At 65.4% G+C, this 18,681-nt stretch carries 18 protein-coding genes; 12 read left to right on the top strand and 6 right to left on the bottom strand.

Annotated elements, in window-relative coordinates:
* The first annotated feature begins 49 nt into the window (after positions 1 to 49).
* Positions 50 to 1,846 carry a tetratricopeptide repeat protein gene (locus ABIG06_RS21575; protein WP_370138555.1) on the top strand — a complete coding sequence of 599 codons (1,797 nt, stop codon included), beginning with the start codon at positions 50 to 52 and terminating at the stop codon, positions 1,844 to 1,846.
* A 24-nt stretch (positions 1,847 to 1,870) separates the two neighbouring features.
* Entirely contained in the window at positions 1,871 to 2,755 is an 885-nt protein-coding gene (locus ABIG06_RS21580) for a 4-(cytidine 5'-diphospho)-2-C-methyl-D-erythritol kinase (RefSeq protein ID WP_370138556.1), read from the top strand.
* A 137-nt stretch (positions 2,756 to 2,892) separates the two neighbouring features.
* Here ABIG06_RS21580 and ABIG06_RS21585 read toward each other — a convergent pair whose 3' ends face one another.
* The 4 genes from ABIG06_RS21585 to ABIG06_RS21600 are packed head-to-tail and all read right to left on the bottom strand — an operon-like array spanning position 2,893 to position 6,233.
* On the bottom strand, positions 2,893 to 3,771 hold the full coding sequence (locus tag ABIG06_RS21585; RefSeq protein ID WP_370138557.1) for an alpha/beta fold hydrolase: 879 nt from the start codon (positions 3,769 to 3,771) through the stop codon (positions 2,893 to 2,895).
* Entirely contained in the window at positions 3,764 to 4,396 is a 633-nt protein-coding gene (locus tag ABIG06_RS21590) for a LysE family translocator (RefSeq protein WP_124159787.1), read from the bottom strand. Before ABIG06_RS21590 ends, ABIG06_RS21585 begins: the two co-directional genes overlap by 8 nt.
* A gap of 57 nt (positions 4,397 to 4,453) precedes the next feature.
* The gene (fabF, locus tag ABIG06_RS21595; RefSeq protein WP_370138558.1) at positions 4,454 to 5,716 is read right to left on the bottom strand and encodes a beta-ketoacyl-ACP synthase II; all 1,263 of its coding nucleotides are present in this window, start codon (positions 5,714 to 5,716) and stop codon (positions 4,454 to 4,456) included.
* A gap of 1 nt (position 5,717) precedes the next feature.
* Positions 5,718 to 6,233, bottom strand: a complete 516-nt coding sequence (locus tag ABIG06_RS21600; RefSeq protein WP_370138559.1) for a winged helix-turn-helix transcriptional regulator — start codon at positions 6,231 to 6,233, stop codon at positions 5,718 to 5,720.
* A gap of 366 nt (positions 6,234 to 6,599) precedes the next feature.
* Here ABIG06_RS21600 and ABIG06_RS21605 point away from each other — a divergent pair, with 366 nt between their 5' ends.
* Positions 6,600 to 7,541, top strand: coding sequence for an IS110 family transposase (locus ABIG06_RS21605; RefSeq protein WP_370134307.1), 942 nt, complete (start codon positions 6,600 to 6,602; stop codon positions 7,539 to 7,541).
* A gap of 212 nt (positions 7,542 to 7,753) precedes the next feature.
* On the opposite strand, the gene ABIG06_RS21610 is transcribed toward ABIG06_RS21605, so the two are convergent.
* Positions 7,754 to 8,761, bottom strand: a complete 1,008-nt coding sequence (locus ABIG06_RS21610; protein WP_124159784.1) for a polyprenyl synthetase family protein — start codon at positions 8,759 to 8,761, stop codon at positions 7,754 to 7,756.
* A 132-nt stretch (positions 8,762 to 8,893) separates the two neighbouring features.
* Between ABIG06_RS21610 and ABIG06_RS21615 the strand changes: the two genes are divergently transcribed.
* The 6 genes from ABIG06_RS21615 to glyS all read left to right on the top strand — a co-directional run bounded on the left by ABIG06_RS21615 (position 8,894) and on the right by glyS (position 14,527).
* A complete protein-coding gene (locus tag ABIG06_RS21615) occupies positions 8,894 to 9,121 on the top strand; it encodes a DUF2007 domain-containing protein (RefSeq protein ID WP_008131471.1) in 228 nt (75 codons plus the stop codon).
* Entirely contained in the window at positions 9,114 to 9,878 is a 765-nt protein-coding gene (locus ABIG06_RS21620; RefSeq protein ID WP_370138560.1) for a tRNA1(Val) (adenine(37)-N6)-methyltransferase, read from the top strand. The genes ABIG06_RS21615 and ABIG06_RS21620 overlap by 8 nt, the downstream gene beginning before the upstream one ends.
* 214 nt (positions 9,879 to 10,092) lie before the next feature.
* The gene (locus ABIG06_RS21625) at positions 10,093 to 11,001 is read left to right on the top strand and encodes a S49 family peptidase (protein ID WP_370138561.1); all 909 of its coding nucleotides are present in this window, start codon (positions 10,093 to 10,095) and stop codon (positions 10,999 to 11,001) included.
* A gap of 104 nt (positions 11,002 to 11,105) precedes the next feature.
* Entirely contained in the window at positions 11,106 to 11,297 is a 192-nt protein-coding gene (locus ABIG06_RS21630) for a hypothetical protein (RefSeq protein WP_027558178.1), read from the top strand.
* Positions 11,298 to 11,489: 192 nt separating this feature from the next.
* Positions 11,490 to 12,428, top strand: a complete 939-nt coding sequence (locus ABIG06_RS21635) for a glycine--tRNA ligase subunit alpha (protein ID WP_370138562.1) — start codon at positions 11,490 to 11,492, stop codon at positions 12,426 to 12,428.
* Positions 12,428 to 14,527, top strand: a complete 2,100-nt coding sequence (glyS, locus tag ABIG06_RS21640; RefSeq protein ID WP_370138563.1) for a glycine--tRNA ligase subunit beta — start codon at positions 12,428 to 12,430, stop codon at positions 14,525 to 14,527. Before ABIG06_RS21635 ends, glyS begins: the two co-directional genes overlap by 1 nt.
* Positions 14,528 to 14,801: 274 nt before the next feature.
* On the opposite strand, the gene ABIG06_RS21645 is transcribed toward glyS, so the two are convergent.
* A complete protein-coding gene (locus ABIG06_RS21645; protein WP_370138565.1) occupies positions 14,802 to 15,155 on the bottom strand; it encodes a DUF1236 domain-containing protein in 354 nt (117 codons plus the stop codon).
* Here ABIG06_RS21645 and ABIG06_RS21650 point away from each other — a divergent pair.
* From ABIG06_RS21650 to ppdK, 3 genes are all read left to right on the top strand, one after another.
* Positions 15,154 to 15,378 (top strand): hypothetical protein, encoded by a 225-nt coding sequence (locus ABIG06_RS21650; RefSeq protein WP_370138567.1) that lies wholly within the window; start codon positions 15,154 to 15,156, stop codon positions 15,376 to 15,378. The two genes, ABIG06_RS21645 and ABIG06_RS21650, sit on opposite strands and share 2 nt — an antisense overlap.
* A gap of 3 nt (positions 15,379 to 15,381) precedes the next feature.
* Entirely contained in the window at positions 15,382 to 15,537 is a 156-nt protein-coding gene (locus ABIG06_RS21655; RefSeq protein ID WP_008562090.1) for a DUF3096 domain-containing protein, read from the top strand.
* Between the two features lie 96 nt (positions 15,538 to 15,633).
* Positions 15,634 to 18,561, top strand: coding sequence for a pyruvate, phosphate dikinase (gene ppdK, locus ABIG06_RS21660; RefSeq protein ID WP_370138569.1), 2,928 nt, complete (start codon positions 15,634 to 15,636; stop codon positions 18,559 to 18,561).
* Positions 18,562 to 18,681 lie beyond the last annotated feature (120 nt).

Raw genomic sequence — 18,681 nt, forward strand, 5'->3', positions numbered from 1 at the left:
GCGGCCTCCTGCTGCAAACCCAGGCACTACCAACTCAAGGCGAGCCCTGATGCTTTCAAATCGTTTCAACCGCTGGACTGCTGTCGCCATCGCTCTCATGGGCACCGCGATCGTGGCGGTCCCGGGCGCGGTCCTGGCGCAGACGCCGGACCACCCGGAGAACACGGCGGCGCAGTTTCCGACGCGAAACGATCTGAAGTCGCTCACCGGTGCCGGCAGCTATCTCGCCGCCCGCCACGCCAGCGTCGAGCGTGACGCGGCATCCGCCGCCGCATTCTACCGTTCGGCGCTCCGCACCGATCCCAAGAACAACGAGCTGCTGGACCGTGCCTTCATCTCGTCGGTCGCCGACGGCGACCTCGAGGAGGCGGTCAAGCTTGCCGAGCGCATCCTCACCATCGACAAGACCAACCGCGTCGCGCGTCTCGTCGTCGGCGTGCATGATCTCAAGTTGAAGAAATACGCGGCCGCGCAGACCAATATCAACCAGTCGGTTCGCGGCCCGATCACCGATCTGGTCGCCACGCTGCTGTCGGGCTGGGCCGCCTATGGTGCAGGAGATGCCAAGGGTGGTGTCGCCACCATCGACAAGCTGGCTGGTCCGGAATGGTATCCGCTGTTCAAGGACCTTCACGCCGGCATGATCCTGGAACTCGCCGGCAAGGAGAAGGACGCCGGCACTCGCTTCGAGCGCGCCTACAAGCTCGACGATTCCATGCTGCGCGTGACCGAGGCCTATGCGCGCTGGCTCTCGCGCAACAAGGATTCCGCCGCGGCGACCACCGTCTACCAGGCTTTCGACAAGAAGCTCGCACGCCATCCGCTGATCCAGGAAGGCCTGCGCGAGACCAAGGCCGGCAAGAAGATGCCGCCACTCGTCGATTCCGCGCAGGCCGGCGCCGCCGAAGCGCTCTATGGCATCGGCGCCACGCTGACCCGCCGCGGCGGTGAGGACCTGGCGCTGGTCTATCTCCAGCTCGCGCTCTACCTCCAGCCGACCCATCCGCTGGCGCTGCTCTCGCTCGCCGATCTCTATGAATCGGTGAAGCGGCCGAAGATGGCGATCAAGGTCTATGAGCGCGTGCCCGCGACCTCGCCGCTCAAGCGCAATGCACAGATCCAGCTTGCCATTGACCTGGATTCCGCCGACCGCACCGACGAGGCGATCAAGATCCTCAAGGGCGTCACCTCGGAGGATGCCAAGGACCTCGAAGCCATCATGGCGCTCGGAAACATCGAGCGCGGTCGCAAGCGGTTCGGCGATTGCGGCGCGACCTATTCGCAAGGAATCGACGTGCTGCCGCCCGGCAACGACAAGGCCAACAGCGTCTGGTACTATTATCGCGGTATCTGCGAGGAGCGCTCCAAGCAGTGGAGCAAGGCCGAGGCCGACATGAAGAAGGCGCTCGAACTGCAGCCCGATCAGCCGCACGTCCTCAACTATCTCGGCTATTCCTGGATCGACCAGGGCGTGAATCTCGACGAAGGCATGAAGATGATCAAGCGGGCCGTCGAGCAGCGTCCCGACGACGGCTACATCGTCGATTCCCTCGGCTGGGCCTATTACCGCATCGGCAACTATGAAGAGGCGGTGAAGAACCTCGAGCGTGCGATCGATCTCAAGCCCGAGGATCCCACCATCAACGACCATCTCGGCGACGCCTATTGGCGCGTCGGCCGCACGCTGGAGGCAAAATTCCAGTGGTCGCATGCCCGCGATCTCAAGCCGGAGCCGGAAGAGCTTCCGAAGATCGAGGCCAAGATCGCCAACGGCCTTCCGGACGACAATTCGAACTCTTCTGCGGCGCAGGCCGAGAAGAAGAAGGACGACGGCAGGGGCGGCTGAGGTTTGCTTGGGGGCGTGTCGCCGATGTCGGCGTTGATTGAAGAGGGGCGGGCGAAGGTCAATTTGAGCCTTCGCGTCGTCGGCCGTCGTGCCGACGGCTATCATGATCTCGAAAGCGTGGTGGCGTTCGCCGATTGCGCCGATCGGCTCACGCTGGAGCCGGGCGGCGAGCTGAAGCTCACCACCACCGGCCCGCTGGCGGCGGCCTGTGGCGAGACGTCCGACAATCTCGTGCTCAAGGCTGCGAGACTTCTGGCCGAGGCGGTGCCCGGCCTGAAGCTCGGCGCCTTCGCGCTCGACAAGGTGCTTCCCGTCGCGGCGGGCATCGGCGGCGGCTCGGCCGATGCCGCGGCGGCGCTGCGGCTCCTGGCGCGCCTGAACGATCTGTCGCTCGATGATCCCCGCGTTCAGAAGGTCGCCCTCGCGACCGGCGCGGACGTGCCGGTGTGCCTCGTCTCGCGCGCCTGCGACATGACCGGCGTCGGCGAGCAGCTGTTGCCGCTCGCGCTGCCGAGCATGCCCTGCGTCATGGTCAATCCGCGCGTGCCGGTCGCGACCAAGGACGTGTTCCAGGCGCTGGGTCTGCGTAACGGCGAGCTTCTGGTCGGCGTCACCGACGTCATCCGCGCTCCGGCCTGGCCTGGGGAGGGCGCCTCTATTTCCGATTGGGTGGAGGTTCTGGAAACCGTCGCCAACGACCTTGAAGCGCCCGCGCTGCGCATCGAGCCTGTCATCGGCGAGGTGCTGGAGGCCTTGCGTAGCTCCGCCGGCGTCAAGCTCGCCCGCATGTCCGGCTCCGGCGCGACGTGCTTTGCGATCTATGGCGCGCCGGCCGAAGCCCATGCCGCCGCCGAAAAGATCAGGCGCGATCACCACGGCTGGTGGGTGCATGCGGGGACCTTGAGCTAGGTCTGGTCGTCATTGCGAGCCGCCGGGTCCGCTCGAAGCGCGGCCCGATGACAGGCTCCGCGAAGCAATCCGGAATCCCTCCGCGGTGACAGTCTGGATTGCTTCGCTGCGCTCGCAATGACGTGGATATCGTTGTGCTATTCCGCGCTGTCTTCAGCCCGCACGAGAAACTGCCGGATCTCGCCCAGCACCTCCTGCGGCTTGTCGTGCTGCAGCCAGTGTCCCGCGCCGGCGATGGTCTCGATGCGCACCTGCGGAAAGTAGCGCTCCAGGCCTGCGGCCCTGGCACCGGCGAGAAAGCTTTCGCCGGCATTGAGCAGCAGCGTCGGGCAGGCGATGCGTGACCAGAGCTCGATGTGGTCGTCGGGCCAGAGCCGGTGCGGCGCAGAGGCGCGCTGATAGGGATCGAACTTCCAGCTATAGGTGCCGTCCTCGTTCTGCCGCGCGCCATGCGTGGCGAGATGCAGCGCGAGGTCGCGGGATAGGCGCTTGTTGTGAAGCATCATCTGCGCGGCGGCGTCCTCGAGGGCGGCATAGCGGCGCGGGGTGCGGTCGTGCAGCTTGTCGAGCTGACCGACCCATTTGCCGATGCGCTCATGCACCGGCGGTTTTGGCGTATCCGGCAACATGGTCACGCCGTCGAGGACGACGAGCTTGGTGACCTGCTCGGGGAATGAGCCCGAAAAGATCAGGCTGACCATGCCGCCCATCGAATGGCCGATGAGAGTGACCGGAGGCGCTGCGATATTGCGGACGAGCCGCGAGAGATCGTAGACGTACTCCGTCAGTGCGTAACTGCCGCCTTTGGTCCAGTCGGAATCGCCGTGGCCGCGCAGGTCGGGCGCGATGACGTGGAAATGCGGCTGCAACGATCGGGCGATGTGATCCCAGCTCCGGCAATGATCGCGGCCGCCATGGACCAGGATCAGAGGTGGCGCGCCCTCGTTGCCCCAGTCGGCGTAATGCAGCCGCAGGCCGTGCGATTCGTAGAAGCGGCTTTGCGGAGCGCTAGCCATTTGCCGGCCGCCGCGCCAGCGCGAGCGAGAGGCCGAGCCCCGCGATGAAGACGCCGGAGCCCTGCGTGAGACGCCGCATCAGCTGCGGCCGTTCGATCAACTGCGCGCGCGTCGCAGAGGCCATCAGCACCACCACGACATCGGCGAGCGTGTTCAGCGCCACCGAGATCGCTCCCAGCACGATGAACTGCAGCGTGGGGTTCGATCCCGCAGGATCAAGGAATTGCGGTATGAAGGCGAGGAAGAACGCCGCGGTCTTCGGGTTCAGCGCCTCCACCAGCGCGCCGTCACGGAACGCGCGCTTGTCGCCGATGGGCTCGCCCGCGAGCGACAGCGCGCGGCCGGCGTTGCGAAACGTCTTGATGCCGAGCCAGATCAGATAGAGCGCGCCAACGAACTTCACCGCCGCAAACAGCTCGGCGCTGGCCAGGATGATCGCGGAGATACCGATACTGCCTGCAACCACGTGAACCAGCCCGCCCAGCGCCGTGCCCGCGGTCGATGCAAAACCGCTGGCGCGTCCCTCGGACAAGGTGCGTGCCGCAACATAAAAGATGCCGGGGCCGGGAACGGCGGCAACGAGGAAGGCGGCGGCAAGGAACAGCCAGAAATTGGTTTCGATCATCCTGTTTTGGTAGCCGAGCCTGCCGCGATTGCAAGGCCTCTTGTTCAAAGACCTCGTTCAAGCCATCCGGCGGAAGATCACGCTGGCATTGACCCCGCCGAAGCCGAATCCGTTGGAGATGGCATGCTGCATCGGCATCGCTCTTGCTGCGCCGGCAACGATGTCGATACCGTCAGCGCCGGGATCCGGATTGTCGAGATTGAGCGTCGGCGGCGCGATCTGGTCGCGCAAAGCGAGCACGGTGAAGATCGCCTCCAGCCCGCCGGCAGCGCCGAGCAGGTGCCCGGTGGCCGATTTGGTCGCGCTGACGGCAATGCCGCGGTTGCGGCCAAACAGCGCTGCGATCGCGCCGAACTCGCTCTCGTCGCCGGCTGGAGTCGAGGTCGCATGCGCATTGAGGTGCTGTACATCCGCGGGTGCGAGCTTCGCCTGCCGTAGCGCGATCTCCATGGCGCGGCGCGCGCCATCGCCGTCGGGCGGACCCGACGTCATGTGATAGGCATCCGCCGTCGTGCCGTAGCCGACGATCTCCGCGATCGGCGTCGCGCCGCGCGCCAGCGCATGCTCCAGCGCCTCGATCACCAGGATGCCGGCGCCTTCGCCCATCACAAAGCCGTCGCGGTCGCGATCGAATGGGCGCGAGGCGCGTGCGGGCTCGTCGTTGAAGCTGCTCGACAGCGCGCGGGCCGCGGCAAAGCCGCCGAGGCTGACGATGTCGATGCAGGCCTCCGCGCCGCCGCAGATCGCGACATCGGCTTCGCCGGCACGGATCATGCGCGCGGCATCGCCGATCGCCTGCACGCCGGCGGCACACGCCGTGACCGGCGTGCCCAGCGCTCCCTTGTAGCCGTATTTGATCGAGACCTGGCCGGCTGCGAGATTGGCGAGGAAGGAGGGAATCGTGAACGGCGACAGCCGGCGCGCGCCGCGCTGCTCGGTGATGCGCACCGCCTCCGCCATCGCCGGAAAGCCGCCGATGCCGGAAGCGATGATCGTCGCGGTCCGCTCCAGCGCCGCCGCATCCTGCGGCGTCCATCCGGCCTGCGCGACCGCTTCTCCGGTGGCAAGCAGCGCGAACAGGATGAAGCGGTCCATCTTGCGCTGGTCTTTTGGCCCAGCCGCCTGTGCCGGATCGAAGCCGCCATCGGCGTCATCGGTCTTGTCGGGCACGAGACCGGCGATGCGCGCGGGAAGTACCTGCGCCCACTCCGGCAGAGGTCGCAGCCCGCTTCGGCCGGCGAGCAGCCGCCGCCAGGACAGTTCGACACCGCAGCCGAGCGGCGACACCGCGCCCATGCCAGTCACGACGATACGACGCATGTCAATCTCCAGCCGGCGCGACGGCCGGGTTCATGGCCCTGAGCGAAGCGAGCCGCGCGCGCATGCCGCGGCTGGCGCGGGGACCGGGAATGGCGACCGTGTTGGCAAGCGTGATCGGCTGCATGTCGGCGGCGTCGACGACGATCGGATCGAACGGGCGAGCGTCGCTCCGGTTCGCCAACAGGATGGATTCGCCCTTCGGCGCGAGATGCTTGTTGCCCCAGGCGAGCAGCGCGACGATGACGGGGAAAAAATCCCGCGCCTTGTCCGTCAGCACATATTCGTAGCGCGGCGGGCGTTCGTTGTAGCGGCGTCGGACGAACATGCCGCTCTCGGTGAGATGGGCGAGGCGCCGCGACAGGATGTTCGGCGCGATCCCGAGGCTTTGCGCGAACTCGTCGAATTTCGTCGCGCCCTGAAACGCATCGCGCAGAATCAGGATGCTCCACCATTCGCCGACCGTCTCCACGGCGCGGCCGACCGGACATTCCAGGATGGAAGGGGATTTTGGCTGCATGGCGGGAGGTTAGGGTAGTTACTTGCAAAATGCAAGTAACTAGATGGGCCAAGCATGCGGAGCGAATGAAGCTGGCTTCTGCTGGTGAGGCGAAGCGCAGTTGCTGGACAGACGCTCTCGTGCCCCGGACGCAGCGCAGCGCCTCTTTGCGGCGCGCTGCAGAGCCGGGGCCCATACTGCTGATCGTTGGAGGTCGGATGGGTCCCTGTGTCTGGGAAGTCTGGCATGATGATGGTGGGCGGGAAGCCGTTGGGTCCTTGGCGCTTGACGCCGTGAGCCGGCTCGGTCTCCCGCCCGTTCCATCTATCAACCTGAACAGTTGCACGAGGCTGCGTCAACAGACCTCGCATCACAGGGACAGGCACCGTGATCATATCCTCTCGTTGCGTCGGGATCGACATCTCCAAACATCACCTTGATATTTTCGATGAGGCCATCGGCGTAGCGGAACGCATCGCCAACGCGCCACAGGCCATCACACAGCTGGTGGCGCGTTGGCGATGTGATGCGCTGATCGTCTTCGAGGCTACGGGGGTCTATGACCTCGAGCTTCGGGAGGCCCTGCATCGGGCCGGCATCCGCTTTGCCCGGATCAATCCGGCCCGTGCCCGCGACTTTGCCCGCGCCAGCGGCCAGCTCGCCAAGACCGATCCGATCGATGCGCGGATGCTGGCGGCCTTTGCCCGCGCCATGAAGCCCGCCACCGAGCAGGCCGCGACGCCTGCTCGCAACACTTTGGCAAGGCTTGCAAAACGGCGGGACCAACTGGTTGCCATGAGGGCCCAGGAAAAGAACCGCCGCAGCGAAGCCGAGGACCGCGCCATGGTGGAACGCATCGCTCGCCTCATCGAGGTCCTCAATGATGAGATCGCCGAAATCGACACTGAGATTCATGCGCTCGTCAAAGCCGAACCGGAGCTTGCCAATGATGCACAGTTGATGCGCTCGGTGCCCGGCGTGGGACCCGTCGCTTGCATGCAACTCCTCACCCAGATGCCCGAACTTGGGCGTCTCGGGCCAAAGGAGGTGGCCGCTCTTGCCGGCCTGGCTCCCTTCAATGTCGATAGCGGGGCTTATCGTGGCAAGCGCAAGATCGGCGGCGGACGAAAGCGCGTCCGCGACGCCCTCTACATGGCTGCTCTCAACGCCGTTCGTCGCGCCGATCACTTCAAAATCTTCTATGACCGGCTCCGTCTGGCCGGCAAACCAGCAAAGCTCGCCCTCATTGCTGTCGCAAGGAAGCTGCTGACCATCCTCAACGCAATGCTGCGCGACCGAAAACCCTATAAAATCGCACCATCAACATAACAGTTGCCGGCTCTGCGCAGCAGCGTTTCACGCTGCAGCGCGTCCGGGACACGAGAGCGAGCGGTGCCGTCGCGCCTTACGCACGCAATGACTGGTGGAGACAGCGCGCACTTATCCGTCACCGGTCCCCTGAGGCGCTCGCCTCTTAGGCGAGCCTCAGGATGGCGGAGTAGGCAACGGTGCGAAAATCGGGAAGTACGTCAGCCAGTCGCCTAATGCGACCGTGCCAGGCAGAACGCCACGACCTGCTCCAGTGCGCTCTTCATCGGCGAGGGCGGGAACAGCGCCAGCGCGTCCACCGCCATGGCGCCGTAGTGCTGGGCGCGGCTCAGCGTATCCTCGAGCGCGCGATGCTTGTTCATCAGGCCGATGGCGTGGTCGAGATCGCCATCGCCGATCTCGCCGCGCTCTAGCGCTCGGATCCAGAAGGCGCGCTCGGTGTCGTTGCCGCGTCGGAAAGCGAGCACGACCGGCAGGGTGATCTTGCCTTCGCGGAAATCGTCGCCGGTGTTCTTGCCGAGCTTGGCGCTCTTGCCGCCATAATCGAGCACGTCGTCGACGAGCTGGAAGGCGATGCCGAGATTCATGCCGACCGAGCGGCAGGCGGTCTGCTCCGCCTTCGGCCGGTTGGCGATGACGGGACCGACCTCGCAGGCGGCCGCGAACAATTCGGCGGTCTTGCCTCGGATCACGGCGAGATATTCGTCCTCGGTGGTCGCGGTGTTCTTGGCTGCGGCCAGCTGCATGACCTCGCCCTCGGCGATGGTCGCGGCGGCCGCGGAGAGGATGTCGAGCGCGCGGAGCGAGCCGACTTCGACCATCATGCGGAAGGCCTGGCCGAGCAGGAAGTCGCCGACCAGCACGCTCGCCTCGTTGCCCCAGAGCATGCGCGCCGACAGCTTGCCGCGGCGCAATTCGCTCTCGTCGACGACGTCGTCGTGGAGCAGGGTGGCGGTATGCATGAACTCGACGGAGGCAGCGAGCTTGATATGGCCGTCGCCGGCGTAGCCGGCCAGGTTGGCCATGGCGAGCGTCAGCATCGGCCGCAGGCGCTTGCCGCCGGAGGAGATCAGGTGGTTGGCGACCTCCGGGATCATGGTCACCTCGGAGCCAGTCCGCGACAGAATCGTGGCGTTGACGCGCTCCATGTCAGGGGCGACAAGGGCAACCAGCTCTTCGATCGACGCGCCGGGAGTTTCGAAAGGTACGATGACGGCCACGCCGGTCTCCAATATTTGCCCCGGAAGGGCTATTCTGATGGAAAGACAATAGAAACTGGCGACGGACGCGGCAAGACCTCGGAACCATTGACATTTGCCGCATGCCCCCCTTTCAGGCAGGAGATCTGCGTTTTGCGCGAACTGGTTCGGACCAATGACATGGTGCTGGTGTCGGCGATCGGCGCGCTGCTTGACGGTGCCAACATCCATCATCTGGTGCTGGACCAGAACATGAGCATCATCGAGGGCTCGCTCGGCATTTTGCCGCGGCGGATCCTGGTCCATGAGGACGACGCCCAGGAGGCGAGGGCTCTCCTCACCGAAGCCGGCCTCAGCCACGAACTGCGCGGCGATGATTGAGGCCGCAGATATTACCGAGGACGCCTTTCTCGGCGGGCAATTGCGCTTGATGCAGAAACGATCCGGCCATCGCGCCGGGCATGACGCCATCCTGCTTGCGGCGGCGATCGACGCGAAGGCGGGGGACCGCGTGGTCGATTTCGGCGCCGGTATCGGCGCGGCCGGACTGGCGCTGGCGCGCCGCGTCGCGGGCATCAGGCTCAGCCTGGTCGAGATCGATCCGGAGCTGGCCGAGCTCGCGCGGCGCAACGCGGCGGCGAATGCGATTGCCGCCGAGACGATCGTGCTCGACGTTACGGCCGAGCCGCAGGCCTTTGCGTCAAACGGGCTGTCGCCCGACAGCGCGGACGTGGTGTTGATGAATCCGCCCTTCAACGATCCGGCGCGGCATCGCGGCTCGCCGGATCGGGCGCGGCACACCGCGCATGTGGCGACGGAGGAGACCCTGCATGCGTGGGTGCATGCAGCGCGACGTATCCTCCGATCCAATGGCGTGCTGACCTTGATCTGGCGTGCGGATGGAATCGCCGAGGTCCTGGCAGCGCTGTCACGCGGGTTCGGCAGCGTCTCGATCCTGCCGGTTCATGGCGAAGCGGGGCGGCCCGCGATCCGCGTGCTGGTGCGTGCGGTGAAAGGCGGCCGGGCCCCGACGCGATTGCTGCCGGGCCTCATGCTCAACGACGAGTCACGCATGTCCGAAAGCGCAGTGACGCAGATTCTGGAAGGGAGAGCGGCCTTGCCGCTGGTGGAACCGTGAGGGCTTACCGGGGAAGCGATTCGGACTGCTGCTCTTGCGGCGAGGTGAGGCGGATCGCCGTGAACAGCGCGCCGATCAGCAGCATCAGCAGATAGATTTTCATGGTGTTCTCCGCTGCCTCATTGCAGCCTCCCAACGGGAAAACTGCAAAGCACGTTCCGGGCACTTCCAATGACAGTCGCGTGATAAGAAATGGTTAATCAGAGGTAACGGCATGGCCGAACAATTGAACGATCGTGAGAGTTCCGGCCTGGCCGACAAGCTCATGCAATATCTGCCGGCGCGCTTTCGGCCGGGCACCTCGGTGGTGCCGGTGGTGCGGCTGTCAGGGGTGATCGGTGCGGTGACGCCGCTGCGCCCCGGCTTGACGCTTGCTGGCGTCGCGCGGGTGCTCGAGCGCGCGTTCTCGTATCGGCACGCCAAGGCGGTGGCGCTGGTGATCAATTCTCCCGGCGGCTCGCCGGTGCAGTCGCGTCAGATCTACTTGCGCATCAAGCAGCTCGCGGCGGAGAAGAAGCTGCCGGTGCTGGTGTTCGTCGAGGATGTCGCGGCGTCCGGTGGCTACATGATCGCCTGCGCCGGCGACGAGATCATCTGCGATCCCTCTTCGATCCTCGGCTCGATCGGCGTGGTCGGCGGCAGTTTCGGCTTTCAGGAGGCGATCAGGCGGCTCGGCATCGAACGGCGCCTCTACACGGCGGGCGAACACAAGGCGATGCTCGACCCGTTCCTCCCGGAAGACCCTGACGACGTCGCCAAGCTGAAGGCGATCCAGCGCGAGATCCACCAGATCTTCATCTCGCTGGTCAAGGAAAGCCGCGGCGCGCGGCTGAAGGGAGCGGACGACACCCTGTTCACGGGGGAATACTGGGCCGGTGAGAGCGCCATCGCGCTGGGGCTTGCCGACCACATCGGTGATCTTCGCTCAACTCTTCGTGCTCGCTTTGGCGAGAAGGTTCTCACCCCCGTGATCGCACAGCCGACAGGACTGCTCTCCGGCCTTTTGGGGCGGAAATCGCCCGGCGCGGGGCAGCTTTTGGCCCTGGAATCGATGGCCGGCTTGCCGGACGAGCTGATCTCGGCGGTCGAGACGCGGGCGATCTGGGCGAAATTCGGGTTTTAGGCCGCGCCCTGCCGCGCCATTTGGCCCTCGACCCGCCGATTGCGGCGCAGGCCCATCTGCGCAACAATGCGCGTGGGGGCTGAGCACTAGACAAGGATCGACCGATGCCGCCGTTCGTCGCTTTCGCGGGCGTGCTGGGCGGGCTTGCCGTGGTCCGCTGGGCCTACAAGACCGCTGTCCGGATCAACCAGGAGCTGGAGGAGATGCGTCTGTCGCGCGTCGCTGAAGCCGCCCATATGGGGGATATCCAGACGCTGAAGCGTGACCCCGTCACCGGAGCCTATCGGCCGGGTTAGCCGCCACAGTCGTCATGCCCGGGCTTGTCCCGGGCATCCACGTTCTTCGCGCCGCGACCAAGGTAGTAGCCGGGACATGCCCGGCCATGACGGAGTACAGGGCCATTTCCGGCCCCATCGCCTTGATTCCCATCCCCGCCGTCGATACGGTCCCGCGCGATTCAAAACCCCCCGCGAGAGCCCGATCTGACGATGGACGACTCATTGCCCGCCCATATGCGCCCGGAACGCTCGTTCCAGGGCTTCATCCTCGCGCTCCAGCGGTTCTGGGCCGAGCAGGGCTGCGTGATCTTGCAGCCCTACGACATGGAGATGGGCGCGGGCACCTTCCATCCGGCGACCACGCTGCGCGCGCTCGGGCCAAAGCCCTGGAACGCGGCCTATGTGCAGCCCTCGCGCCGGCCCAAGGACGGCCGTTACGGCGAGAACCCGAACCGGCTGCAGCACTATTACCAGTTCCAGGTGATCATGAAGCCATCGCCGCCGAACCTTCAGGAACTGTATCTGAAGTCGCTCGCCGCGATCGGCATCGATTCCGCCGTGCACGACATCCGCTTCGTCGAAGACGATTGGGAGAGCCCGACGCTCGGTGCCTGGGGTTTGGGGTGGGAATGCTGGTGCGACGGCATGGAGGTCTCTCAGTTCACCTATTTCCAGCAGGTCGCGGGCTTCGAATGCGCGCCGGTCGCGGGTGAGCTCACCTACGGGCTTGAGCGACTCGCGATGTATGTGCAGGGCGTCGACCGCGTCTACGACCTCAACTTCAACGGCCGCGAGGGGCACGCCAAGGTCACCTATGGCGACGTGTTCCTGCAGGCCGAGCAGGAATATTCACGGCACAATTTCGAACATGCCGACACCGCGATGCTGTTCGAGCAGTTCAAGATGGCGGAAGCGGCCTGCCGGAAATATCTCGACGCCGGCTGGCGCGAGGGCGGCAATCGGAAACAGCATCTGATGGCGCTGCCGGCCTACGACCAGTGCATCAAGGCGAGCCATGTCTTCAATCTGCTCGACGCGCGCGGCGTGATCTCCGTGACCGAGCGGCAGAGCTACATTCTTCGCGTGCGCGAGCTGGCCAAGGCTTGCGGCGAGGCCTGGATCCATACTGAAGCGGGCGGAGCGGCCTGATGCCCGATCTTTTGCTTGAACTGTTCTCGGAAGAAATCCCCGCGCGCATGCAAGCGAAGGCGGCCGACGATCTGCGCCGCATGGTCACCGACAAGCTGGTTGCCGAAGGTCTCGTCTATGAGGGCGCAAAGGCCTTCGCGACGCCGCGCCGCCTTGCGCTCACCGTGCACGGGATTCCTGCGCGCCAGCCCGACCTCAAGACCGAACGCCGCGGCCCGAAGATCGGCGCGCCCGACGCGGCCGTCCAGGGCTTTCTGAAAGCGACGGGATTGAAGTCGCTGGACGAAGCAAAAATCCAGCGCGACCCCAAGGGTGATTTCTACATCGGCTTGATCGAAAAGCCCGGCCGCGACGCGATAGACGTCCTCGCGGAAATCCTGCCCGTCATCGTCCGCACCTTCCCGTGGCCGAAATCGATGCGCTGGGGCGCGCGCTCCGGCAAGCCCGGCTCGCTGAACTGGGTGCGTCCGCTGCATGCGATCACCGCGACCTTCGGCCTCGAGACCGAAGAGCCCGATGTCGTGAAATTCGAGGTCGACGGCATCGAGAGCGGCCAGACCACTTACGGCCATCGCTTCCTTGCGCCCGCGGCGATTTCCGTGCGCCGCTTCGAGGACTACGAAGCAAAACTGCTCGACGCCAAGGTCGTGCTCGACCCCGAGCGCCGCAAGGACGCGATCCTCACCGACGCCAAGCAGTTGGCCTTCGCGCAGGGCTTCGAACTCGTCGAGGACCAGAATCTGCTCGACGAGGTCGCCGGCCTCGTCGAATGGCCGGTCGTGCTGATGGGCTCGTTCGAGCCGGAGTTCCTTGCGACGCCGGCGGAGGTGATCCGCGCCACCATACGCAACAACCAGAAGTGCTTTGTCGTGAGCGACGCCAAGACGGGCAAGCTCGCCAACAAGTTCATTCTGGTCGCCAACATCGAGGCGACCGATGGCGGCAAGACCATCATCGCCGGCAACGAGCGCGTCATTCGCGCGCGGCTGAGCGACGCGAAGTTCTTCTATGAGACCGATCTCAAGACGAAGCTCGAGGATCGGCTGCCGAAGTTTGAGCAGATCGTGTTCCACGAGAAGCTCGGCACGCAAGCCGCGCGCATCAAGCGCATCGAACGCCTTGCCGCCGAGATCGCGCCGCTGGTCGGCGCCGATGTCGCCAGGGCCACGCGCGCCGCGCATTTGGCGAAGGCGGATCTGCTGACCGAAGTCGTCGGCGAATTCCCGGAGGTGCAGGGGCTGATGGGCAAATACTATGCCCTGGCCCAGGGTGAGGACCCCTCCGTCGCCGCCGCCTGCGAGGAGCACTACAAGCCGCAGGGCCCCGCCGATCGCGTGCCGACCGATCCGGTGAGCGTCGCGGTGACGCTAGCGGACAAGATCGATACCCTGGTCGGCTTCTGGGCGATCGACGAGAAGCCGACGGGCAGCAAGGACCCCTATGCGTTGCGGAGAGCGGCATTGGGCGTAATCAGGCTGATTGCCGAGAATGCACTTCGTCTGTCGTTGATGAAGGTGGCGGCGTCCGCGCTCGCTGGCTTGTGGGTGAAGCCTGCCGATGCGCAGAAGCTTCCGAGCGACCTGCTCACCTTCTTCGCCGACCGCCTCAAGGTCCAGCTCCGCGAGCAGGGTGCGCGGCACGATCTCGTCGACGCCGTGTTCGCGCTCGGCGGCCAGGACGACCTCCTCATGATCGTCCGCCGCGTCGAGGCGCTCGGTAAATTCCTCGATACCGATGACGGCAAGAACCTGCTGGCCGGCACCAAGCGTGCCAGCAACATCCTCTCGATCGAGGAGAAAAAGGACAAGCGCAGCTTCGACGGCACGCCGGATGCGGCGCTTTACAGCCTCCACGAGGAGAAGGCGCTGGCGAAGGCAATCGGCGAGGTGAAGACGGAAGCCAGCGTGGCCGTCGCCAAGGAGGATTTCGCTGCAGCGATGAGCGCGATGGCGAAGCTGCGTCCGCCGGTCGATGCCTTTTTCGACAAGGTGCGCGTCAACGACGACGATACGAAGGTGCGCGAGAACCGCCTCAAGCTTCTGAACGAGATCCGCAGCGCGACGCGCGCGGTGGCGGATTTCTCGAAGATCCAGGATTGAGCAGCGTTCGCGCGGCAAACAACCTTTGTCGTTCCGGGGCGGTGCGGAGCACCGAACCCGGCATCTCAAGATTCCGGGTTCGCGCTTTCGTTGGCCCCGGAATGACAGGACGCAAAAAGCCCCGCCCGGCGGGGGGAGGACCGGGCAGGGCCGATGTCCGATTTGGTACTGCTCGCGCCAGCCTGACGTGACGCGCCGGACATCGAATGGAACGGCAGCGTTCCCCAGCGAAGTGGGTGTCGCTTCGCGTGGGAAAACGCGTCCAAACGCGAATTTAGTCCAGCACCTCGACGATGCGGCGCGAGCGCGGCTCGACCAGCACGGTCTCGCCGTTCACGACGGTGTAGCGATAGGTGGTGGCCCCGAAGCGTTGCGGCACGTCATAATAAGTGACCCCGCTTTCGGGTAAGGTGGCGCCGACCACGACACGATCCGGAATCCGGAAGGGCGGCACACGTTGTTCGACGACATATTCGCGGAAGGCTGGCCGCTGGTCGACCGCAATGGTCGGGGCGCTGTCGACCACGGCCGGCGCGCGTCCCACCGTGACACCGCTTTGCGCCTGCGCCGCCAGAGGCGAGCCGACCGCGGCCGCGAGCGCTGCAAGAGCAAGAATCCTGTTCCGCATGGACAACTCCTTCGACGTTTCTTTTGCGGGCGCGCGACTGGCGCGACCGGTTGCCAATGCCTGCCTCATGGCAATGTTCCGGGAAAAGGCCTGCCGCATTCGCGGCAATTTCGGGCAGTTTTCGCGAAGCGGGGAACTCGAAGCGCGTCTTGCGCATCTCTACTCCCGGAACCGGGCCGGCTATGATCCGCGCGCGATTCGCCTCACCTCCACAGAAAGATAGTTCATGCACATCACCGTCGCCCACATTTCGCCGATCCTGTCGTTGATTGCGGGCGTGCTCATCCTGATCATGCCGCGGCTTCTCAACCTCATCGTCGCGATCTTCCTCATCGTCAACGGCGCGATCGGGCTCGGGCTCCTGAAGTGGCTCCGCTTCTAGGCGTTCACTTTTAGGAACCGTCCGACTTGCGCGGGCACGCCCAAAATGGTGTAAGGCCCGCGATTTCCCATTCCTCTCGCAGGTTGTGTGCAAGCTATGGCCAAAGCCGCCTCGAAGCCTAAGAAAATGCCAGCGAAATCAAAGTCCTCTGCCGTCGCGAAAGCCGCGCCTCCGGCCCGCAAGACGCTGGCTAAAAGCGCGCCGAAGCCGGTCGCCAAGCCCGCTGCAAAGTCCGCAGCCAAGCCGGCGGCAAAAGCTGCGACCAAGGCGGCTCTGCCGAAGGTCGCCGCGAAGCCTGCACCGAAGAAGGCTGTGCCTGCCAAGGCGGCGGCAGCCACGGCGAAGGCCGGCAAATGGGTGTTCACGTTCGGTGACGGCAAGGCCGAGGGTCGCTCGGAGATGCGCGACCTGCTCGGCGGCAAGGGCGCCAACCTCGCCGAGATGGCCAATCTCGGCCTGCCGGTGCCTCCCGGCTTCACCATCCCGACCTCGGTCTGCACCTATTTCTACGCACACGACAAGACCTACCCGAAGGAGTTGCAGTCGCAGGTTGAGAAAGCGCTCGACTACGTCGGCAAATTGACCGGCAAGGTGTTCGGCGACGCCAGGAACCCGCTGCTCGTCTCCGTGCGCTCCGGCGCGCGCGCCTCGATGCCGGGCATGATGGACACCGTGCTCAATCTCGGTCTCAACGACCAGACCGTGGAAGCGCTATCCGAATTGTCGGGCGACCGCCGCTTCGCCTATGACAGCTATCGGCGCTTCATCACCATGTATTCGGACGTGGTGCTCGGCTTCGAGCACCATCACTTCGAGGAAATCCTCGACACTTTCAAGGACGCCCAGGGCTACACGCTCGACACGGACCTGTCCGCCGACGACTGGGTCGAATTGGTCGGCAAGTACAAGGACGCGGTCGCGCGCGAGACCGGCAAGGAGTTTCCGCAGGATCCGCACGACCAGCTCTGGGGCGCGATCGGTGCGGTGTTTTCCTCCTGGATGAACGCGCGCGCGGTGACCTACCGCAAGCTGCACGACATTCCGGAATCCTGGGGCACCGCGGTCAACGTGCAGGCCATGGTGTTCGGCAACATGGGCGAGACCTCGGCGACGGGCGTTGCCTTCACCCGCAATCCCTCGACCGGCGAGAGCAAGCTCTACGGCGAGTTCCTGATCAACGCGCAAGGCGAGGACGTGGTGGCGGGCATCCGCACGCCGCAGGACATCACCGAGGAAGCGCGGAAGGAGTCGGGCTCCGACAAGGCGTCGATGGAATCGGCGATGCCGGAAGCCTTCAAGGAGCTGACGCGGATCTACACGCTGCTCGAGAAGCACTACCGCGACATGCAGGACATGGAGTTCACGGTCGAGCAGGGCAAGCTCTGGATGCTCCAGACCCGCGGCGGCAAGCGCACCGCGAAAGCGGCGCTGCGCATCGCGGTCGAGCTCGCCAATGAGGGCCTGATCTCGAAGAAGGAAGCGGTGACGCGGATCGATCCGGCCTCGCTCGACCAGCTGCTGCATCCGACCATCGATCCCAACGCCAAGCGCGACGTGATCGCGACCGGTCTGCCGGCATCCCCGGGTGCAGCCTCCGGCGAGATCGTGTTCTCCTCGGACGAGGCGGCCAAGCTTCAGGCCGACGGGCGCAAGGTGATTCTGGTCCGCATCGAGACCAGCCCTGAAGACATCCACGGCATGCACGCTGCCGAAGGTATCCTGACCACCCGCGGCGGCATGACCTCGCACGCGGCGGTGGTCGCGCGCGGCATGGGCAAGCCCTGCGTTTCCGGCTGCGGCACCATCCGCGTCGATTACGGCCGCGGCACCATGAGCATCGGTTCGCGCACCTTCAAGACAGGCGACGTCATCACCATCGACGGCTCGCTCGGCCAGGTGCTCGCCGGCCGCATGCCGATGATCGAGCCGGAACTGTCCGGCGAGTTCGGCACGCTGATGAACTGGGCCGACCAGGTCCGCAAGATCGGCGTGCGCGTCAATGCCGACACGCCCGACGACGCGCGCACTGCGATCAAGTTCGGCGCGGAAGGCATCGGCCTCTGCCGCACCGAGCACATGTTCTTCGAGGAGACGCGCATCCGCACGGTGCGCGAGATGATCCTCTCCGAGGACGAGCAGTCGCGCCGCGCCGCGCTCGCAAAGCTGCTGCCGATGCAGCGCGCCGACTTCGTCGAGCTGTTCGAGATCATGAAGGGCCTGCCCGTCACGATCCGCCTGCTCGATCCGCCGCTGCACGAATTCCTGCCGCACACCCATGCCGAGGTCGAGGAAGTGGCGCGCGCCATGAACACCGATCCGCGGCGCCTGGCCGACCGCGCGCGCGAGCTCTCGGAGTTCAACCCGATGCTCGGGTTCCGCGGCTGCCGAATCGCGATCGCCTATCCGGAGATCGCCGAGATGCAGGCCCGCGCGATCTTCGAGGCGGCAGTCGAGGCCGAGAAGCGCACCGGCAAGGCCGTCGGCCTCGAGGTGATGGTGCCGCTGATCGCGACCAAGGCCGAGCTGGATCTCGTCAAGGCGCGGATCGATGCGACCGCCCAGGCGGTGATGCGCGATACCAACACCAAGCTGGCCTATCAGGTCGGTACCATGATCGAGCTGCCGCGCGCCTGCCTGCTTGCGGCCGAGATCGCGGAGTCGGCCGAGTTCTTCTCGTTCGGCACCAACGACCTGACGCAGACGACCTACGGCATCAGCCGCGACGATGCGGCGAGCTTCCTCGGTCCCTACGTCGCGAAGGGCATCCTCTCGGTCGATCCCTTCATCTCCCTGGATCAGGAAGGCGTCGGCGAGCTCGTCAAGATCGGCGTCGCGCGCGGCCGCAAGACCCGTGCCTCGCTCAAGGTCGGCATCTGCGGCGAGCACGGCGGCGATCCTGCCTCCGTCGCCTTCTGTCACCATATCGGCCTCAACTACGTCTCCTGCTCGCCCTACCGCGTGCCGATCGCGCGGCTCGCAGCGGCGCAAGCCGCACTCGGCAAGGCCATCGCCAGCCAAGCGTAAGCAGAACTAGGATGCTGGAATGAGAGAGGCGGGGCCAGGACCCCGCCTCTTTCATTTTACGTCACGCTCTTTCAACAACGTCATTGCGAGCGTGTCGAAGCAATCCAGAATCTTTCCGCG

The sequence above is a fragment of the Bradyrhizobium sp. USDA 326 genome (assembly GCF_049739485.1).
In the GTDB taxonomy this organism is placed as follows: domain Bacteria; phylum Pseudomonadota; class Alphaproteobacteria; order Rhizobiales; family Xanthobacteraceae; genus Bradyrhizobium.